14 protein-coding genes and 1 pseudogene are annotated in these 14812 nt (G+C 70.8%); 5 read left to right on the forward strand and 10 right to left on the reverse strand.

What is annotated here, in order from left to right; all coding sequences use genetic code 11:
- Window positions 1-4: 4 nt before the first annotated feature.
- The 3 genes from ABT336_RS04015 to ABT336_RS04025 are packed head-to-tail and all read right to left on the reverse strand — an operon-like array spanning window position 5 to window position 2135.
- Window positions 5-493 (reverse strand): tripartite tricarboxylate transporter TctB family protein, encoded by a 489-nt coding sequence (locus ABT336_RS04015; protein ID WP_350894994.1) that lies wholly within the window; start codon window positions 491-493, stop codon window positions 5-7.
- Window positions 493-1455: a tripartite tricarboxylate transporter substrate binding protein gene (locus ABT336_RS04020; protein WP_350894995.1), complete on the reverse strand. Its 963-nt coding sequence runs from the start codon at window positions 1453-1455 to the stop codon at window positions 493-495. Before ABT336_RS04020 ends, ABT336_RS04015 begins: the two co-directional genes overlap by 1 nt.
- On the reverse strand, window positions 1452-2135 hold the full coding sequence (locus ABT336_RS04025) for a GntR family transcriptional regulator (protein WP_350894996.1): 684 nt from the start codon (window positions 2133-2135) through the stop codon (window positions 1452-1454). Before ABT336_RS04025 ends, ABT336_RS04020 begins: the two co-directional genes overlap by 4 nt.
- A 724-nt stretch (window positions 2136-2859) precedes the next feature.
- Between ABT336_RS04025 and ABT336_RS04030 the strand changes: the two genes are divergently transcribed.
- Window positions 2860-3357: a roadblock/LC7 domain-containing protein gene (locus ABT336_RS04030; protein WP_350894997.1), complete on the forward strand. Its 498-nt coding sequence runs from the start codon at window positions 2860-2862 to the stop codon at window positions 3355-3357.
- Between the two features lie 55 nt (window positions 3358-3412).
- Here the strand turns inward: ABT336_RS04030 and ppdK are convergent, their stop codons facing one another.
- Window positions 3413-6148 carry a pyruvate, phosphate dikinase gene (gene ppdK / locus ABT336_RS04035; protein ID WP_350894998.1) on the reverse strand — a complete coding sequence of 912 codons (2736 nt, stop codon included), beginning with the start codon at window positions 6146-6148 and terminating at the stop codon, window positions 3413-3415.
- Between the two features lie 308 nt (window positions 6149-6456).
- On the opposite strand from ppdK, the gene ABT336_RS04040 reads away from it, so the two are divergent.
- A complete protein-coding gene (locus ABT336_RS04040) occupies window positions 6457-8172 on the forward strand; it encodes a beta-N-acetylhexosaminidase (RefSeq protein WP_350895045.1) in 1716 nt (571 codons plus the stop codon).
- On the opposite strand, the gene ABT336_RS04045 is transcribed toward ABT336_RS04040, so the two are convergent.
- On the reverse strand, window positions 8118-8666 hold the full coding sequence (locus ABT336_RS04045; protein WP_350894999.1) for a GNAT family N-acetyltransferase: 549 nt from the start codon (window positions 8664-8666) through the stop codon (window positions 8118-8120). The genes ABT336_RS04040 and ABT336_RS04045 overlap by 55 nt on opposite strands.
- Window positions 8667-9091: 425 nt before the next feature.
- Window positions 9092-9298: pseudogene (locus tag ABT336_RS27480) on the reverse strand (DivIVA domain-containing protein); the annotation flags it as partial.
- Window positions 9299-9585: 287 nt separating this feature from the next.
- On the opposite strand from ABT336_RS27480, the gene ABT336_RS04055 reads away from it, so the two are divergent.
- Window positions 9586-9819: a winged helix-turn-helix domain-containing protein gene (locus ABT336_RS04055; protein ID WP_350895001.1), complete on the forward strand. Its 234-nt coding sequence runs from the start codon at window positions 9586-9588 to the stop codon at window positions 9817-9819.
- Between the two features lie 15 nt (window positions 9820-9834).
- On the opposite strand, the gene dusB is transcribed toward ABT336_RS04055, so the two are convergent.
- Window positions 9835-11004 (reverse strand): tRNA dihydrouridine synthase DusB, encoded by a 1170-nt coding sequence (dusB, locus tag ABT336_RS04060; protein ID WP_350895002.1) that lies wholly within the window; start codon window positions 11002-11004, stop codon window positions 9835-9837.
- A gap of 180 nt (window positions 11005-11184) precedes the next feature.
- Between dusB and ABT336_RS04065 the strand changes: the two genes are divergently transcribed.
- Window positions 11185-12183: a hypothetical protein gene (locus ABT336_RS04065; RefSeq protein ID WP_350895003.1), complete on the forward strand. Its 999-nt coding sequence runs from the start codon at window positions 11185-11187 to the stop codon at window positions 12181-12183.
- Window positions 12184-12239: 56 nt separating this feature from the next.
- Here ABT336_RS04065 and ABT336_RS04070 read toward each other — a convergent pair whose 3' ends face one another.
- Window positions 12240-13619 carry a glycine--tRNA ligase gene (locus ABT336_RS04070; protein ID WP_350895004.1) on the reverse strand — a complete coding sequence of 460 codons (1380 nt, stop codon included), beginning with the start codon at window positions 13617-13619 and terminating at the stop codon, window positions 12240-12242.
- 116 nt (window positions 13620-13735) lie between these two features.
- Entirely contained in the window at window positions 13736-14182 is a 447-nt protein-coding gene (locus ABT336_RS04075) for an Rv0361 family membrane protein (RefSeq protein ID WP_350895005.1), read from the reverse strand.
- Window positions 14183-14235: 53 nt separating this feature from the next.
- On the opposite strand from ABT336_RS04075, the gene ABT336_RS04080 reads away from it, so the two are divergent.
- Window positions 14236-14391 carry a hypothetical protein gene (locus ABT336_RS04080; RefSeq protein ID WP_350895006.1) on the forward strand — a complete coding sequence of 52 codons (156 nt, stop codon included), beginning with the start codon at window positions 14236-14238 and terminating at the stop codon, window positions 14389-14391.
- Between the two features lie 21 nt (window positions 14392-14412).
- Here the strand turns inward: ABT336_RS04080 and ABT336_RS04085 are convergent, their stop codons facing one another.
- Window positions 14413-14760, reverse strand: a complete 348-nt coding sequence (locus ABT336_RS04085; protein WP_350895007.1) for an antibiotic biosynthesis monooxygenase family protein — start codon at window positions 14758-14760, stop codon at window positions 14413-14415.
- Window positions 14761-14812: the final 52 nt, after the last annotated feature.

Genomic DNA, 14812 nt, shown 5'->3' on the forward strand with positions numbered 1-14812 from the left:
GCGTTCACAGCGGAACCCTCAGCAGCAGGCCGAACAGGACATAGATGAGGAGCGTCACCCCGGCGGGGAAGAAGACCAGGTCCTTGATGCCCCGGCCACCCGCGATCCAGGTGAGGGCGGCGACGTACACCAGCCCGGAGACCAGGAAGTGCAGGTAGTACCAGAGCAGGCCGAAGGCCACACTGGCCACGACGAAACCGGCCACCCGTACGATCCCCGAGCGGACGACGGGGCCGTCCTCCTCGTCGTCGACCTTCGGCGTCTTGACGAAGGCCGAGACGATCTGGAGGACCGAGAGGCCCATGATCCCGAAGGCCAGGGCCTCGGGCCAGATACGGGGGCTCACCGCCATCGCCCGGGTCGGCAGCTCGATCGAGCGTGCCAACCCGAGCAGTACGGCGCCCAGCACCAGGAAGACCGCCCCCAGTGCCGCCTCGCGCCATCGCGAGGCGGCACCGTGGTCACCCTTGGTCGTCGGGTGGATGGCAGCCATCAGCCGTAGATCTCACCGAAGCGGTCGAACTCGGCCTGGGTGAACTCGGTGGCCTCGTCCGGCGAGGTGGCCAGCGGGGTGTTGCCGGCCTTGGTCATGACGTCCTTGAAGGTCTCCGAGGAAGCGGCCTTCTGGACGGCGTCGGCAAGGCGCTGCTTGACGTCGTCGGGCAGTCCGGCGGGGGCGCCCATCAGGCCCCATCCACCGATGACCACGTCGATGCCCTGCTCCTTGGCGGTGGGGGCCTCGGGGAGCGAGGCGACCCGCTCGGGGGCCAGCACGGCCAGGATGCGCAGCTGGTTGTTGTTCGCCGCCGAGGCGGACTCGCTGACCCCGGCCATCACGGCCTGGACCTCGCCGGAGACGCCGGCGGCCACGGCGGGGGCACCGCCGTCGTAGGGCACCGGCTTGAAGGTGGCACCGGCCGCCTCGCCGAGGGCGAGGGTGGCGGCCTCCCAGATCGCGCCGGCCCCGGAGTTCGACACGGTGATCGTGTCCGGGTCCTCCTTCGCCGCGGCGATCAGCTGGTCGAGGGTCTGGTACGGGCTGTTGGCCGGCACCGACAGGGTCGCCGGGGCGTTCATGACCTGCCCGAGGATCGTGTACTGCTCGGGCTTGATGTCGGCGCCCTGGTGACCGAGCATGGCCACCTCGACCGGGATGAACCCGATGGAGTAGCCGTCGGCCGGACGGTTCTTGAGGTAGGTCAGGCCGACCCGTCCTCCACCACCGGTCCGGTTCTCCACCACGATCGACCGACCGAGGTCCGCCTCCAGCTCCTTGGCCAGGGTCCGGGCGGTCAGGTCGGAGCCGCCGCCGGCACCGGCGTGCACGACGAGGGTGAGGTCCTTGCCCGGGTAGTTGTCGGAGGACGCCTCGCTGCCGCCCCGGTCGGCGCAGCCGGACAGCACGAGGGTGCCGGCGACGGCGAGAGCGGCGAAACGCAACACACGTGATCTCATTGATCGTTCTCTCTCTGGACGGGGGCGGGGGGAATCGAGGAACGCAGCCGTGAGCAGGTGGTCTGCAGGTGGCGATGGAGCTCGGCCTTGACCTCGGGAACCTTGCCGGCCACGATCAGCCCGGCGAGGTCGTGGTGCTCCCGCGCCGAGGGCGCGAGGTCGGCCAGCCGCTTGCCGGAGGCGTGCAGCAGGCCCTCGATGGTGGGTCGGAACTGGTTCCACAGGACGCTGAGCCGGGTCAGCCCGGCGGACTCGAAGAACGCACTGTGGAACCGGATGTCGGCGGTGGTGAAGGCGGACGAGTCACGATCGGCCAGGGCCGCGTCCATGTCGACCAGGGCGGCCTGCAACGCGACGGCGAGGGCCTCCCGCCGTACGGCGATGGCTCGTTCCACAGCCAGCAGCTCGAATGCCTCCCGCAGCGCCATCAGCTCCTCGATGTCGGCATCGCTCAACGAGCGGGTGACGACGTTGCGGCCGGAGCCCGTGACCAGGCCCTCCGACCGCAGGATCCGGATGGCGTCGCGGACAGGTCCCCGGCTGACCCGGAAGGAATCAGCCAGCTCCTCCTCGACGAGTCGGGTCCCCGAGGTCACGTCGCCCACGATGATCCGGCGGCGCAGTTCGGTGGCCAGCCTCTCGCCGAGGGATTCAACCCTGATCGGCCTGACGTCCAACACGTTTAAAGCCCTCCTGGTAACTGTTAACAGTTAACACTCGACTCTTTCGTCGGTCAACGGTTGGTGACGAGCGAGTTTCTCGAGGTTTCGTACCGATGTCATCCCTGGTCAACCCGGCTGTGCCGGGGTGCGAGGGACCGAGTGGGAGCAGCGGGCCCGGCGGACGGGCGGTGCCCGCGACCGGGCCATCAGACACCGGGAACGGACAGCCGTCAGGCGTCGGAAAGGGCAGGACGGGGACGCCCGGCGCGAGACGGCGCGGCACGGGGACGCCCGGGGTGAGACGGCGCGGCCCGGGGGCGTCCGGCGGCAGAAGGGCACTCGTGCGACAGTGCTGGGGAGCGGTGCCGAGACGGGTCGGCGCGCGCAGGAGGGCACCGGACGGAGCGGCGGGGGCACGTGAGGGTGGTACGGGTGGGCACGCGACAGGCGGTGGGGTGGACGCGCGATCCGGCGCAGTCCCACCGGATGCCGCATCTGGCCAGCCCCCTCAAGCGGGCCAAAACGCCCGTTCGCGCCCAGCCAGGTTACGCGTTCGCAGACCGAACGTCGCGGTGGGAATCGCGCCGGGTGATACTGACAACCTCCGATCAGGCAGCCTTTGTCGACCGATCGACACGCACCCGGGGATCGCGCTTGACACACAGCCACCGGTAGCGTTTCGGAAGCGGAACGTGACCAGTGGACCGGTACGCCTGAACCACGACCTCGAGGAGAGCCGATCGTGAAAGCAGACGCGGTGTTGGTGACGGAGTTGCAGGCGTTGCGCCGCCGTCGGCCGGAGATCAACGGCGGGGTGCTGGCCGGCACCGACGGTCTCCTCATCGCCAGCGATCTGCCCGCCACCGACGCCACCCACCTCGCGGCGATCTCCGCAGCCAGCTTCGGGCTCGGTCAACGGATGGCCGACACCGTCGACCGCAGCGAGTTCCAGGACTTCGTCCTGGCCACCTCGAAGGGGTGGGTGGTGGTCTGCCCCGCCGGGCTCCACGCGCTGTTCACGCTGGTCACCGGCCCCACCGACGACCTCACCCGGCTACGCGGCGAGGCCCGGGAGGTGGCCGACCGGGCCGGTTCGGCCTTCGACGCCCACCGCACCGGCGTGGCCGCCGTCCAGCTCACCCAGGGCTACGGTCCGCTGGCCATGCGGACTCCGATGGCCACCCTGCCGACCCAGCTGCGCCGGACCCGCCCCCCGGCGTGGCGGCGTCCTCCCGTCTGACCCCGGCGTCGCCGACCGGTCGAGGCCGACCGGTCACCGCCGCCGGGGTCGTCGGTCAGCGGCTGTCCGAGCCGGGGTCGTCGAGCACTGCCCGTCCCGCCTCCAGCCGGGCCACCGGGACCCGGAACGGCGAGCAGGAGACGTAGTCGAGGCCGACGTCGTGGAAGAAGTGCACCGAGTCGGGGTCGCCGCCGTGCTCGCCGCAGACCCCGAGCTTCAGGCCCGGCCGGGCGGCCCGGCCCTCCTCGGCGGCGATCCGGATCAGTCGGCCGACCCCGTCCCGGTCGATCGACTCGAACGGCGAGATGCCGAAGATGCCCAGCTCCAGGTAGCGCCAGAAGAACGCGCCCTCCACGTCGTCCCGGGAGAACCCCCAGCCCATCTGGGTCAGGTCGTTGGTGCCGAAGGAGAAGAACTGGGCCGCCTCGGCGATCTGTCCGGCGGTGAGCGCCGCCCGGGGTACCTCGATCATCGTGCCGACCAGCACCTCGACCCCGCTGTCACCCACCACCTCCGCGATGATCTTCTCGGCCTCGGCGCGTACCGTCTCCAGCTCCTGGACCGCGCCGACCAGCGGGACCATGATCTCCGGCCGGGCCGTCGAACCGGCCCTGGTGACACTCACGGCGGCCTCGGTGATCGCCCGGACCTGCATCGCGAACAGGCCGGGGATGACCAGGCCGAGCCGGACCCCGCGCAGGCCGAGCATCGGGTTCTCCTCGTGCATCCGCCGCACCGCCGCGAGCAGGGCCTCCTCCCGGGCCACGTCCTCGCCGCGCTCCTGGGCGACGGCCACGTCCACGGCGAGCTGTTCCAGCGGGGGCAGGAACTCGTGCAACGGCGGGTCGATCAGTCGGACGGTCACCGGTAGCCCGTCCATCTCCCGGAAGATCTCCTCGAAGTCGGCGCGCTGCAACGGCAGGAGGGCGGCGAGGGCCTCGACCCGGTCGGTGTCGGTCCGGGCCAGGATGAGCCGCTCCACCAGCTCCCGCCGGTCCCCGAGGAACATGTGCTCGGTCCGGCACAGCCCGATGCCCTCGGCCCCGAACCGGCGCGCCCGGGCGGCGTCCGCCCCGGTGTCCGCGTTCGTGCGGACCGCCAGCCTCCGCCTGCCGTCGGCGTGTCCCATGATCCGGTGTACGGCCCGGACCAGCGGCTCGTCGCTGGCCGAGGCATCGAGGTCGCCCTCGAAGTAGCGGACCACCTCGGAGGGGGTGACAGGCACCTCTCCCAGATAGACCCTGCCGGTCGTGCCGTCGATGGAGACCACGTCCCCCTCGGTGACCGTCCTCCCGGCGACTGTCAACCGGCGCTGCGGGACGTCGACCTCGATCCCGTCGGCCCCGGAGACGCAGGTCTTGCCCATCCCCCGGGCCACCACTGCGGCGTGGCTGGTCTTGCCGCCCCGGGAGGTGAGGATCCCCCGGGACGCGATCATCCCGTTCAGGTCGTCGGGGTTGGTCTCCCGGCGGACCAGGATCACCGCCTCGCCCTCACCGGCCAGCTCCACGGCGCGGGCCGAGGTGAAGACGACCTTCCCGCAGGCCGCACCGGGGCTCGCGCCGACTCCGGTGGCGACCGGTTCGATGCCGTGGTCGAGCTGGAACCTGGGGAACATCAGCTGCGCCAGTTGGGCGCCGGTGACCCGGTGCAGGGCCTCGTCCAGGCTGATCAGCCCCTCGTCGACAAGCTGGCCGGCGATGACGAACGCGGCGGCGGCGGTCCGCTTGCCGACCCGGGTCTGGAGCATCCAGAGCTTGCCGCGTTCGATGGTGAACTCGATGTCGCACAGGTCCCGGTAGTGCCGTTCCAGCCGGGCCATGATGTCGAGCAGTTCGTCGTAGGAGGACTTGTCGATCCGCTCCAGCTCCTGAAGGGCGACGGTGTTGCGGATCCCGGCGACGACGTCCTCGCCCTGGGCGTTGGCCAGGTAGTCGCCGTAGATCCCCTGGTCGCCGGTTGCCGGGTCGCGGGTGAAGGCGACTCCGGTGCCGGAGTCGGGGCCGAGGTTGCCGAAGACCATGGCGACCACGTTGACGGCGGTGCCGAGGTCGGCGGGGATCCGCTCCTGACGGCGGTAGAGCACCGCCCGTTCGGCGTTCCACGACTCGAAGACCGCCCGGACGGCCAGGTCGAGTTGCTCGCGGGGGTCCTGCGGGAAGTCCCGGCCGGTACGGTCGGCGAAGATCTTCTTGTACGCGTCGACCAACCGGCGCAGGTCGGCGGCGTCGAGGTCGAGGTCGTTGGTGCAGCCCTTGGCGCGTTTGACCTCGTCGAGGGCGTGCTCGAACTCCTCCCCCGGCACCTCGCAGACGGTCTTGCCGAACATCTGGATCAGCCGCCGGTACGAGTCCCAGGCGAACCGTTCGCCGCCGTCGGCGCTTGCGGCGCCCCCGGCCTGGGCGGCCAGCCCGACCACGCTCCGGTCGTTGAGACCGACGTTGAGGACGGTCTCCATCATCCCCGGCATGGAGAACTTCGCCCCGGAGCGGACCGATACCAGGAGCGGGTCGTGCGGGTCACCGAGCCGTCGGCCCATCGCCCGTTCGAGGGCGGCGAGGTGGGCGGCGATCTGCTCGGCCAGCCCGTCGGGCTCCCGCCCGTCGACCAGGTACGCCTGACACGCCTCGGTGGTGATGGTGAACCCGGGCGGCACCGGGAGCCCCAGGTTGGTCATCTCGGCCAGGTTGGCGCCCTTGCCGCCGAGGAGGTCCTTGAGTTCCTTGTTGCCCTCGTCGAAGCCGTAGACGTACTTGTGTCCCGATTGTTCCGTCGTCCGCTCTGCTGTCACCGGAGCCCTCCCACGCACGTCGACCCGACACTTAACGAAGGTTCAGTTTTCGCCCGAAACGCGGCCCACCTGGAGTTCGAGGGGGTTCGCCATCGACGGGTGGGCGAAGGTTAAGCGACTCCGACCTGCTGCGGGACCAATTGGTGACCATGTGCACAGCCGTCACGACCATCCGCTTTCACCCCGGTCCCTGGGAACGATCCCACGCGCACGTTCACGCATATTCGCTGCTCCTCGTATCCTTGACGGCACCCACCGTCAAAATTCGTTTTTGCCATTTCCCACGCGAATACCCCTCGGAGTTGCCAGTGCCCCCCACCCCCGGCGCCCCCGCCCCGTGCCCCGACGCCCGGCCGGACCCCGCCGTCCCGACCCCGAGACCGGCGGTCGAGACGAGCGAGGGCCCGGCCCACCCCGCCCCCGGCACCCGGGCCGAGGCACGGCTGACCGAGGTGGTGCCGGCGCCTGAGCGGGTGGAACCCGCCCCGGAGCAGGACTTCCTCCTCCCGGAGGACGCCGTCGTACGGGTCGGCTGCGGCGCGGGAGCCCGGGACGTCGCCGACCACCTCGCCGACCTGCTCCGCCCGGCGACCGGATACCCGCTGCCGGTGACCGAGACGGCCACCGCCGCGTCGCACGGGGAGATCGCCCTGACCCTGGACGCCGACGCCGGAGACGAACTCGGCCCGCAGGGGTACCGCCTCCGGGTCTCCACCGACGGCGTACGGCTCACCGCCGGCACCGCCACCGGCCTGTTCCACGGGGTGCAGACGCTGCGCCAACTCCTCCCCGCCGCGATCGAGAGCCCCACCCCGGTCGCCGCCGCGTGGGTGCTGCCCGGCGGGACGATCGTGGACCGGCCCCGGTTCGCCTACCGGGGGGCGATGCTCGACGTGGCCCGGCACTTCTTCGGCGTACCCGACGTGCTGCGGGTCGTCGACCACCTGGCCCGATACAAGATCAACCATCTGCACCTGCACCTCACCGACGACCAGGGGTGGCGGATCGCCGTCGACACCTGGCCGCGCCTTGCCACTGTCGGCGGGGCGGGAGCCGTCGGCGGTGGCCCCGGCGGGTACTACACCAGCGACGACTACCGGCTGATCCTCGACCACGCCGCACGGCGACACGTCACAGTCGTGCCGGAGATCGACCTGCCCGGGCACACGAACGCGGCGCTGACCGCGTACCCGCAGCTCGCCCCGGACCGGGTCGGGCCGCCGCCGTACACCGGCACCGAGGTCGGGTTCAGCTACGTCGACCCCACGAGCGAGCAGACGTACGCCTTCGTCACCGACGTCCTGCGGGAGGTGGCGGCGGCGTCACCCGGGCCGTACCTGCACATCGGCGGGGACGAGGCGTTCAAGGTGCCCGCCGACGCGTACGCCCACTTCGTCGAGCGGGTCCAGCGGATCGTCGCCGACCTGGGCAAGACGGTGGTCGGCTGGCACCAGATCGCCCCGACCGACCACGTCGACGGGCGGATCGTCCAGTGGTGGGGCACCGACGGGAACGACCCGACCACCGCCGATGCGGTACGCCGGGGAGCCCGCCTGGTCCTCTCCCCCGCCGACCGCGCCTACCTGGACATGAAGTACGCCCCGGACACCCCGATCGGCCACGACTGGGCCGGTCTGATCGACCTGCACCGGGCGTACGACTGGGATCCGGGGACACACCTGACCGGCGTGCCGGAGTCGGCGGTGCTGGGCGTCGAGGCCCCCCTGTGGACCGAGTCGGTGACCACCCGTACCGAGATCGAGTTCATGCTCTTCCCCCGCCTACCCGCGATCGCCGAACTCGCCTGGTCGCCCCGGGCCACCCACGACTGGTCCGGATTCCGCCATCGGCTGGCCACCCACCTGCCCCGGTGGGACCGGGCGGGCATCACCTACCACCGCGGCACCGAGCTGCCCGGGTCCACCACCGCCACGGTCCCGACACCCCGGACGGAAGCTCAGCCGGACGCTCAGGGGGAGGTGACCCACTCCGGGGCCAACACCGACCAGACCTCGATGTCCTGACGCTGTCCCCGGTACAGATAACTGTCGCGCAGGACCCCCTCCCGGGTCATGCCCAGACGCCGGGCCACCGCGATGCTCGGCGCGTTCGCCGAGGAGACCCGCCACTCGATCCGGTGCACACCCCGCTCACCGATCGCCCAGTCGATCAGGACCCGGCAGGCCCTGGTGACAAGGCCCCGGCCCGCCGCCGACGGCTCCAGCCAGCAACCCGCCTCGGCGGAGCCGTTGCGCACGTCCATGGTCCGCAACAGGACCCCGCCGACCAGCTGACCCCCGGACCAGATCCCGTGGATCCGGCCGGTGTCGGCCGCCGCCCGCTCCGCGTAGGACAGCAGGTACGTCCGGCTCGACTCCAGGTCGGTGACCAGGTCCGGCAGGCCCACGTACCGCCCGATGAACTCCCGACCCCGGTCGATGTGGGCGAGGAACTCCCCGGCCCGCCACGGCTCCAACGGACGCAACTGCGCGCCGTCGCCCAGGTCCACCGCGAACATCCCGCCTCCCGGTTGCACTGTCCTTTCCGACATCGCCGGATCGAGAGTGCCACCTTCGACGACGTGTCGGACACTCCGTCGCATCGGCGGGGTGTCGCCGGTCGCGGTCAGGGGCCAGGGTCGCAGGGACCGGGGTGGTCGGCGATGCGGGGGCACCGGCGGGAGCCCGCGACCCGGGCGTCACACCAGACCCGGGTACGCGCCGACTGATGGTCCTCGGGACTGAGGGTGGCCTCCCCGAAGTCGATCGTGGGCAGGTGCCCCCACGATCCGCGCAGGACACCGACGAGGGCCGCTGCCGCCTCCCGGCTGGTCGAGGTGGTCGGCAGGTGGACCACCCAGCGGGTCCCCGTCGCCGCCGCACCCTGCCTCGGGGCCGGTCGCCGGGGCGGGCCGACCACGAGCGCGTCGACTCGGCGAACCTGTCGAAGCTGCCAGCGGCGTACCGCCCGGCGGATCCGTTCGGCCTCGGACTCGGCGGTGATCCGGTCGCGGTTGAGTCTGTCGAGTTCGTCGGCGATCCGGTCGAGGTACGCGCCGACCCGTTGCGGGTCCAGCCCACGACGTCGAACGTCGAAGGCGACGGCGCGGACGTTGCACGGGTACAGACGGTCACCGGTCGGCTCGGTCACGGCCCTCCTGTTCCTGAGCACGGCGGCACCGGGGCAGGCGGGGACGACCGGTACGACCGCGCGCGCCGCACCGACCGGAGCCCAGCACCCACCCCGGGCCGGGTCTGGATGATCGGGTGCCGGGGGTGCTGTCACCCCCGGCACAGCTCGGGCATTGGAGCCCGGATGAGCCGTTCTGGTGCCAACCCGATCGACTCAAGGGCAACCTATCTCACTAGGTGCGATAGGTCAACTATGGGCAGGAGGTGAGAAGATCGGGGACAGGTGCCAGCCCGAAAGGATCACGCATGTCCCCGATCCCGCTCAGCTACACGGACATCGCCGCAGACATCACGGCGAAGATCACAGCAGGCGAGTACGAACCCGGGGCCAAGCTGCCCTCGTACACGCAACTGGCCGACAGGTACGACGTGTCCTTCTCGACCGCCGCCCGAGCCATCGCTCTGCTACGTGACCGTAAGGTCGTAGTCGGCGCACCTGGACGCGGAGTCTTCGTCGCGGAGGGGCCGTCGTCGTCCTGAGCGGGGGTCGCGGGGTCAGCCGCCGGAGTCGGCGAGTTCGGCGCCGACCGGGGCGGCGTCGTCGTCCCGGCTGGCCAGCCAACCGTCGGGCAGGAAGACCTTGCCGGGCGAGTTGGTCCGGCCCCGGGGCTGGCCCAACGTCTGCACCGGGAACGGCTCCGCCGGATCGAGCTTGCCGAGCAGGTCGTCCAGCTCGGTCAGGCTCTCGATCATCGCCAGGGACCGGCGCAGTTCGCTGCCGACCGGGAAACCCTTCAGGTACCAGGCCACGTGCTTACGGAAGTCGGTGCAGCCGTCGCGCTCACCCCGGGCCGGATTGCGGGACCCGACTGTGAACTGGTCGACAAGCAGCTCCGCGTGCCGGCGCATGGTCAGGGCCACCTCGCCCAGGGTGGGCAACCGCCGTTCCGGGCGTCCGGCGAAGGCGGCCTCCAGGTCGGCGAAGAGCCACGGCCGACCGAGGCAACCCCGGCCCACCACCACCCCGTCCACCCCGGTGTGCGCCACCATCCGCAGGGCGTCGTCGGCCTCCCAGATGTCGCCGTTGCCGAGCACCGGCACGTCGAGCGCCTCTTTCAGGGTGGCGATGGCGTCCCAGTCGGCGGTTCCCGAGTACCGCTGCGCGGCCGTACGCCCGTGCAACGCCACCCAGGCGACCCCGGCGTCCTGGGCGGCCAGCCCCGCCTCGACGTACGTCAGGTGGTCGTCGTCGATGCCCTTGCGCATCTTGACGGTGACCGGCACCCCGGCGGGTGACGCGGCCTCCACAGCGCCGGTGACCAGCCGGGCGAAGAGTCGGCGACGCCACGGCAGGGCCGCCCCGCCGCCGCGCCGGGTGACCTTCGGGACCGGGCAGCCGAAGTTCAGGTCGATGTGGTCGGCGAGCCCCTTGTCGACAACGATCCGCACTGCGGCGGCGGTGGTCTCCGGGTCGGTGCCGTAGAGCTGGAGGCTGCGCGGCCGTTCGCCCTCACCGAAGGCGATCATCCGGAGGGTCTTCGGGTTCCGCTCGACCAGGGCGACCGTCGTGATCATCTCGCAGACGTAGATCCCGCCGCCCTGTTCCCGACAGAGCTGACGAAAACCGACGTTGGTGATCCCAGCCATCGGCGCGAGCACCACCGGCGGCCACACCCGGTGCTCCCCAAGGGCCAACCCCCGCTCCCCGCCCACCCTCTCACTCACCCCCCGATTGTAAGGAAGGGCCCCTTGTTAACGCCTACGGCATAGCGGGTTGCCCCTCTCACCACCGGCGCATAGCACACAACCGTCGATGAGGGGTGCTCGTCCACAGGGGGGCCCGTCATCCACAGGCGCGGCGGTCGGGCCGGACACGACAGCCCTCGGGAGACCATGCTGCGCCGCATGTCCGACTATCCAGCCGAACTCGAACCGACGGCCCAGGCCCAGCAACAGGTCGTCACCCGGGCGCAACTCCTGAACATCGGTTGCACCGACATGTACCTGTACCGCCAGGCCCGTCGAGGCCGCTGGCAACGAGTCCTCCCGGCCACGTACGCCCTGTTCAGCGGCGTACTGACCGAGGAACAGCGACGAATCTCGGCCGCCCTCTACGCCGGAGGGCAGGCGCAGCTCACCGGCCTGGCGGCACTGCGGTGGTACGGCTTCCGGTACGGCCCGCGCACCGAGGCCGTACACCTGGTCGTGCCGCACCACGTGCGACGGCGCTCGGCGGCGTACGCACAGGTCTCCCGGACGCTGACGCCCGACGAGCGGGCGCGGCACCCGGGCCTCTACCCGGTCTGCTCGCCGGCCCGGGCCGTGGTCGACGCCGCCCGCGGCCTGCGGGAGATCCGGCCGGTCCGGGCCATCGTGGCCGAGGCGGTGCAACGCGGGTACGCCGACCTGACCGGCCTGGACGAGGAGATCCGTCGAGCCCGACGCAGCCGTACGGCGCTGGTCCGCAAGGCGTTCACCGAGGTCCTCGCGGGGACCCGGTCGGCACCGGAGGCGGAGTTGCGGGAGTGCCTGGCCGCCAGCGGGATCCTGCCGGACATCCTGTGGAACCCCAGGCTGTCGACCTGGACGGGCGATTCGCTTCCCACCCCGGACGGTTATCTGGCGGACGCGGCGATCGCCCTGGAGGTGGACTCGCAGGAGTACCACTTCAGCCCCGACGACTGGGCCCGGACGCTTCGGCGGCACAACGAGATGAGCCGGCACGGGTTGATGATCCTGCACTTCACCCCGGCGCAGATCAGGCGTGAGCCGGGTCGGGTCCGCCGGACGGTCGAGGAGACGTACGAGTCCCGCCGGGGTGTCGGCGCCACGGTCCGGGTACGCGCCGAACCGCTGCCCGACCCGCCCCTGCCGCGCACCCCTGCACCATCGCCTGGAGTGTGAGAAGGGGCCCCTTCTTTACCGTATGCGTTAAGAAGGGGCCCTTCCTTACACCTTGGTCAGCAGCCGGGGAGGCGCTCGATGAGGTAGCGCTCGACCTGGTCGAGGGAGATCCGCTCCTGGGTCATGGTGTCCCGGTTGCGGATGGTCACCGCGTTGTCGTCGAGGGTGTCGAAGTCGACGGTGACGCAGAACGGGGTGCCGATCTCGTCCTGACGGCGGTACCGGCGGCCGATGGCCTGCGAGTCGTCGAACTCCACCACCCAGCGCTTGCGCAGGTCGGCGGCGAGCCCCTTGGCCTTCGGGGAGAGCGCCTCGTTACGCGACAGCGGCAGGACCGCCACCTTGACCGGGGCCAGCCGGGGGTCGAACCGCATGACGGTGCGCTTGTCCACACCGCCCTTGGTGTTCGGTGCCTCGTCCTCGTCGTACGCCTCAAGCAGGAAGGCCAGCACCGCCCGGGTCAGACCGGCGGCGGGCTCGATGACATACGGGATCCAGCGCTCGCTCTTGGTCTGGTCGAAGTACGACAGGTCGACCCCGGAGTGCTTGCTGTGGGTGGAGAGGTCGAAGTCGGTCCGGTTGGCGATCCCCTCCAGTTCGGCGAACTCGCTGCCACCGAACCGGAACCGGTACTCGATGTCGACGGTCCGCTTGGAGTAGTGGGAGAGCTTCTCCTTGGGGTGCTCGTGGAAGCGCAGGTTCTCCTCGGTCAGCCCCAGGTCGAGGTACCAGTTCCAGCGCTCCTGCAGCCAGTACTCGTGCCAGGTCTCGTCGGTGCCCGGTTCGACGAAGAACTCCATCTCCATCTGCTCGAACTCGCGGGTCCGGAAGATGAAGTTGCCCGGGGTGATCTCGTTGCGGAACGATTTGCCGGTCTGGGCGATGCCGAACGGCGGCTTCTTCCGGGCGACCGTCTCCACGTTCTTGTAGTTGACGAAGATGCCCTGCGCGGTCTCGGGGCGCAGGTAGTGCAGCCCCTCGTCGCTCTCCACCGGGCCGAGGTAGGTCTTCATCAGGCCGTTGAACATCTTCGGCTCGGTGAAGGTGCCCTTGTTGCCGCAGTTGGGGCAGTTCAGGTCGGTCAACGAGGTCAGCGGCTTGCCGTGCTTGTCCTCGTACGCCTCTTCGAGGTGGTCGGCCCGGAACCGCTTGTGGCACGACTGGCACTCGGTGAGCGGGTCGACGAACTCGGCGATGTGGCCGCTGGCCTCCCAGACCCGACGGGCCAGGATGACTGCCGAGTCCAGCCCGACGACGTCGTCGCGCTGCTGGACCATGGTCCGCCACCACTGGCGGCGGACGTTCTCCTTCAGCTCCACGCCGAGCGGACCGTAGTCCCACGCCGATCGGGTGCCTCCGTAGATCTCACTGGAGGGGAAGACGAAGCCCCGGCGCTTGGCGAGGCTGACGACGGCGTCGATACGGTCGGCTGGCATGTGTCTCCTCCTACGCCGACTGGCGGTCGGCGGGGACGACGGTGGACGGTACGGGCAGTTCGGGACCACGGTACGACCACATTCGGTCCCGACGCCCGCACATTACCGGGGCCCGTTCACTCCACCCCGCAGACCTCCATGCCGGCGGTCTGGTCGTTCAGTTCCAGGGCCACCCGTCTGGTGTCCCGGTCGCCGTCGTCGTAGGTGACGTCGACGGCGACGGTGAGGGTGACCTCGTCGACGTCGCGTACCCGGAAGGAGGAGACCTGCGGTTCGGCACCCACCCGCTGCTCGAACTCCGGCTTCGACTCGCGGCGGCGTTCGGCGGGGCAGAGCATGTCGTACGCCTCGCCGTACCGCTTCTCGACCAACGCCTGGTAGTAGTCGTCGGTGACCGCCCGCCCCTGCTCGTCGACGGCCCGGGCGTTCGTCACCCCCAGGCCGATGATCGCCGCACCACCCCCGCCGCAGCAGAGCAGCACGATCAGGGCGCCCACGCCGAGGCCGAGCCAGAGTCGACGGTTGCGCCCCTCGGTGGGGGGCGCGGCGAACGGGGGGTGCACTCCCGGGCCGGGAGGCGGGGGCGGGACCGTCGCCGGAGCTTCGGGCGGTGGGGGTGCCGACGACTCGGGCGGTGGAGGTGTCGGCGTTGCGGGCGGTGGGGGTGTCGGCGTTGCGGGCGGTGGGGGTGCCGGGTACGCCCCGTCGGCCGGCCCGTCGCCTGGCGGCACAGGATACTGCTGAGGGCTGGCCGGTCCGGGATCGGTCATAGGTGCAGGGTAGTGCCAGGGGTTCAGCGGTACGGCTCTGCGGCCCGATCGCTGGCGGTCACCACCACGGCTCCCCCGGGTGCGGCACCGGCAAGCACCTCGTACGCGGACGGCTCGTCGATCGACTCGGCGAGCAACGGAATCGAGTGGATCTTGACGTCGAAGTCCCCCAGCGCCCGCCGGTACGTCCCGACCGACTCCCACTCGGTGACCATGCTCCAGTGGCTCGGGTCGTCGAGTGCCCGGAGCAGTTGTCCACGGAGGTAGCCGGGGCGGGCGGCGAGGGCGGTGAGGGCGGCGTGCGCCCGTTCGGTGAACGTGTCGGTGGCGTCGGTGTCGACGTCCACCACGAACCGGTTGGTGACCAGCACCGGTCTCCTCCTCGTGGAGTCTGTGGGATCCTCGTCGATCCTCGTAGCATCG

Origin of the sequence: Micromonospora sp. NPDC000207 (genome assembly GCF_040300925.1) — a bacterium.
Classification (GTDB): Bacteria; Actinomycetota; Actinomycetes; order Mycobacteriales; family Micromonosporaceae; genus Micromonospora.

Bases quoted from the DNA above. Each gene is read 5' to 3' on its own strand.
- ABT336_RS04015 (WP_350894994.1), bottom strand. From the start codon at position 493: ATGGCTGCCATCCACCCGACGACCAAGGGTGACCACGGTGCCGCCTCG.
- ABT336_RS04020 (WP_350894995.1), bottom strand. From the start codon at position 1,455: ATGAGATCACGTGTGTTGCGTTTCGCCGCTCTCGCCGTCGCCGGCACC.
- ABT336_RS04045 (WP_350894999.1), bottom strand. From the start codon at position 8,666: ATGTTCGCGGTGGACCTGGGCGACGGCGCGCAGTTGCGTCCGTTGGAG.
- ABT336_RS04055 (WP_350895001.1), top strand. From the start codon at position 9,586: ATGTCCCCGATCCCGCTCAGCTACACGGACATCGCCGCAGACATCACG.
- ABT336_RS04065 (WP_350895003.1), top strand. From the start codon at position 11,185: ATGTCCGACTATCCAGCCGAACTCGAACCGACGGCCCAGGCCCAGCAA.
- ABT336_RS04070 (WP_350895004.1), bottom strand. From the start codon at position 13,619: ATGCCAGCCGACCGTATCGACGCCGTCGTCAGCCTCGCCAAGCGCCGG.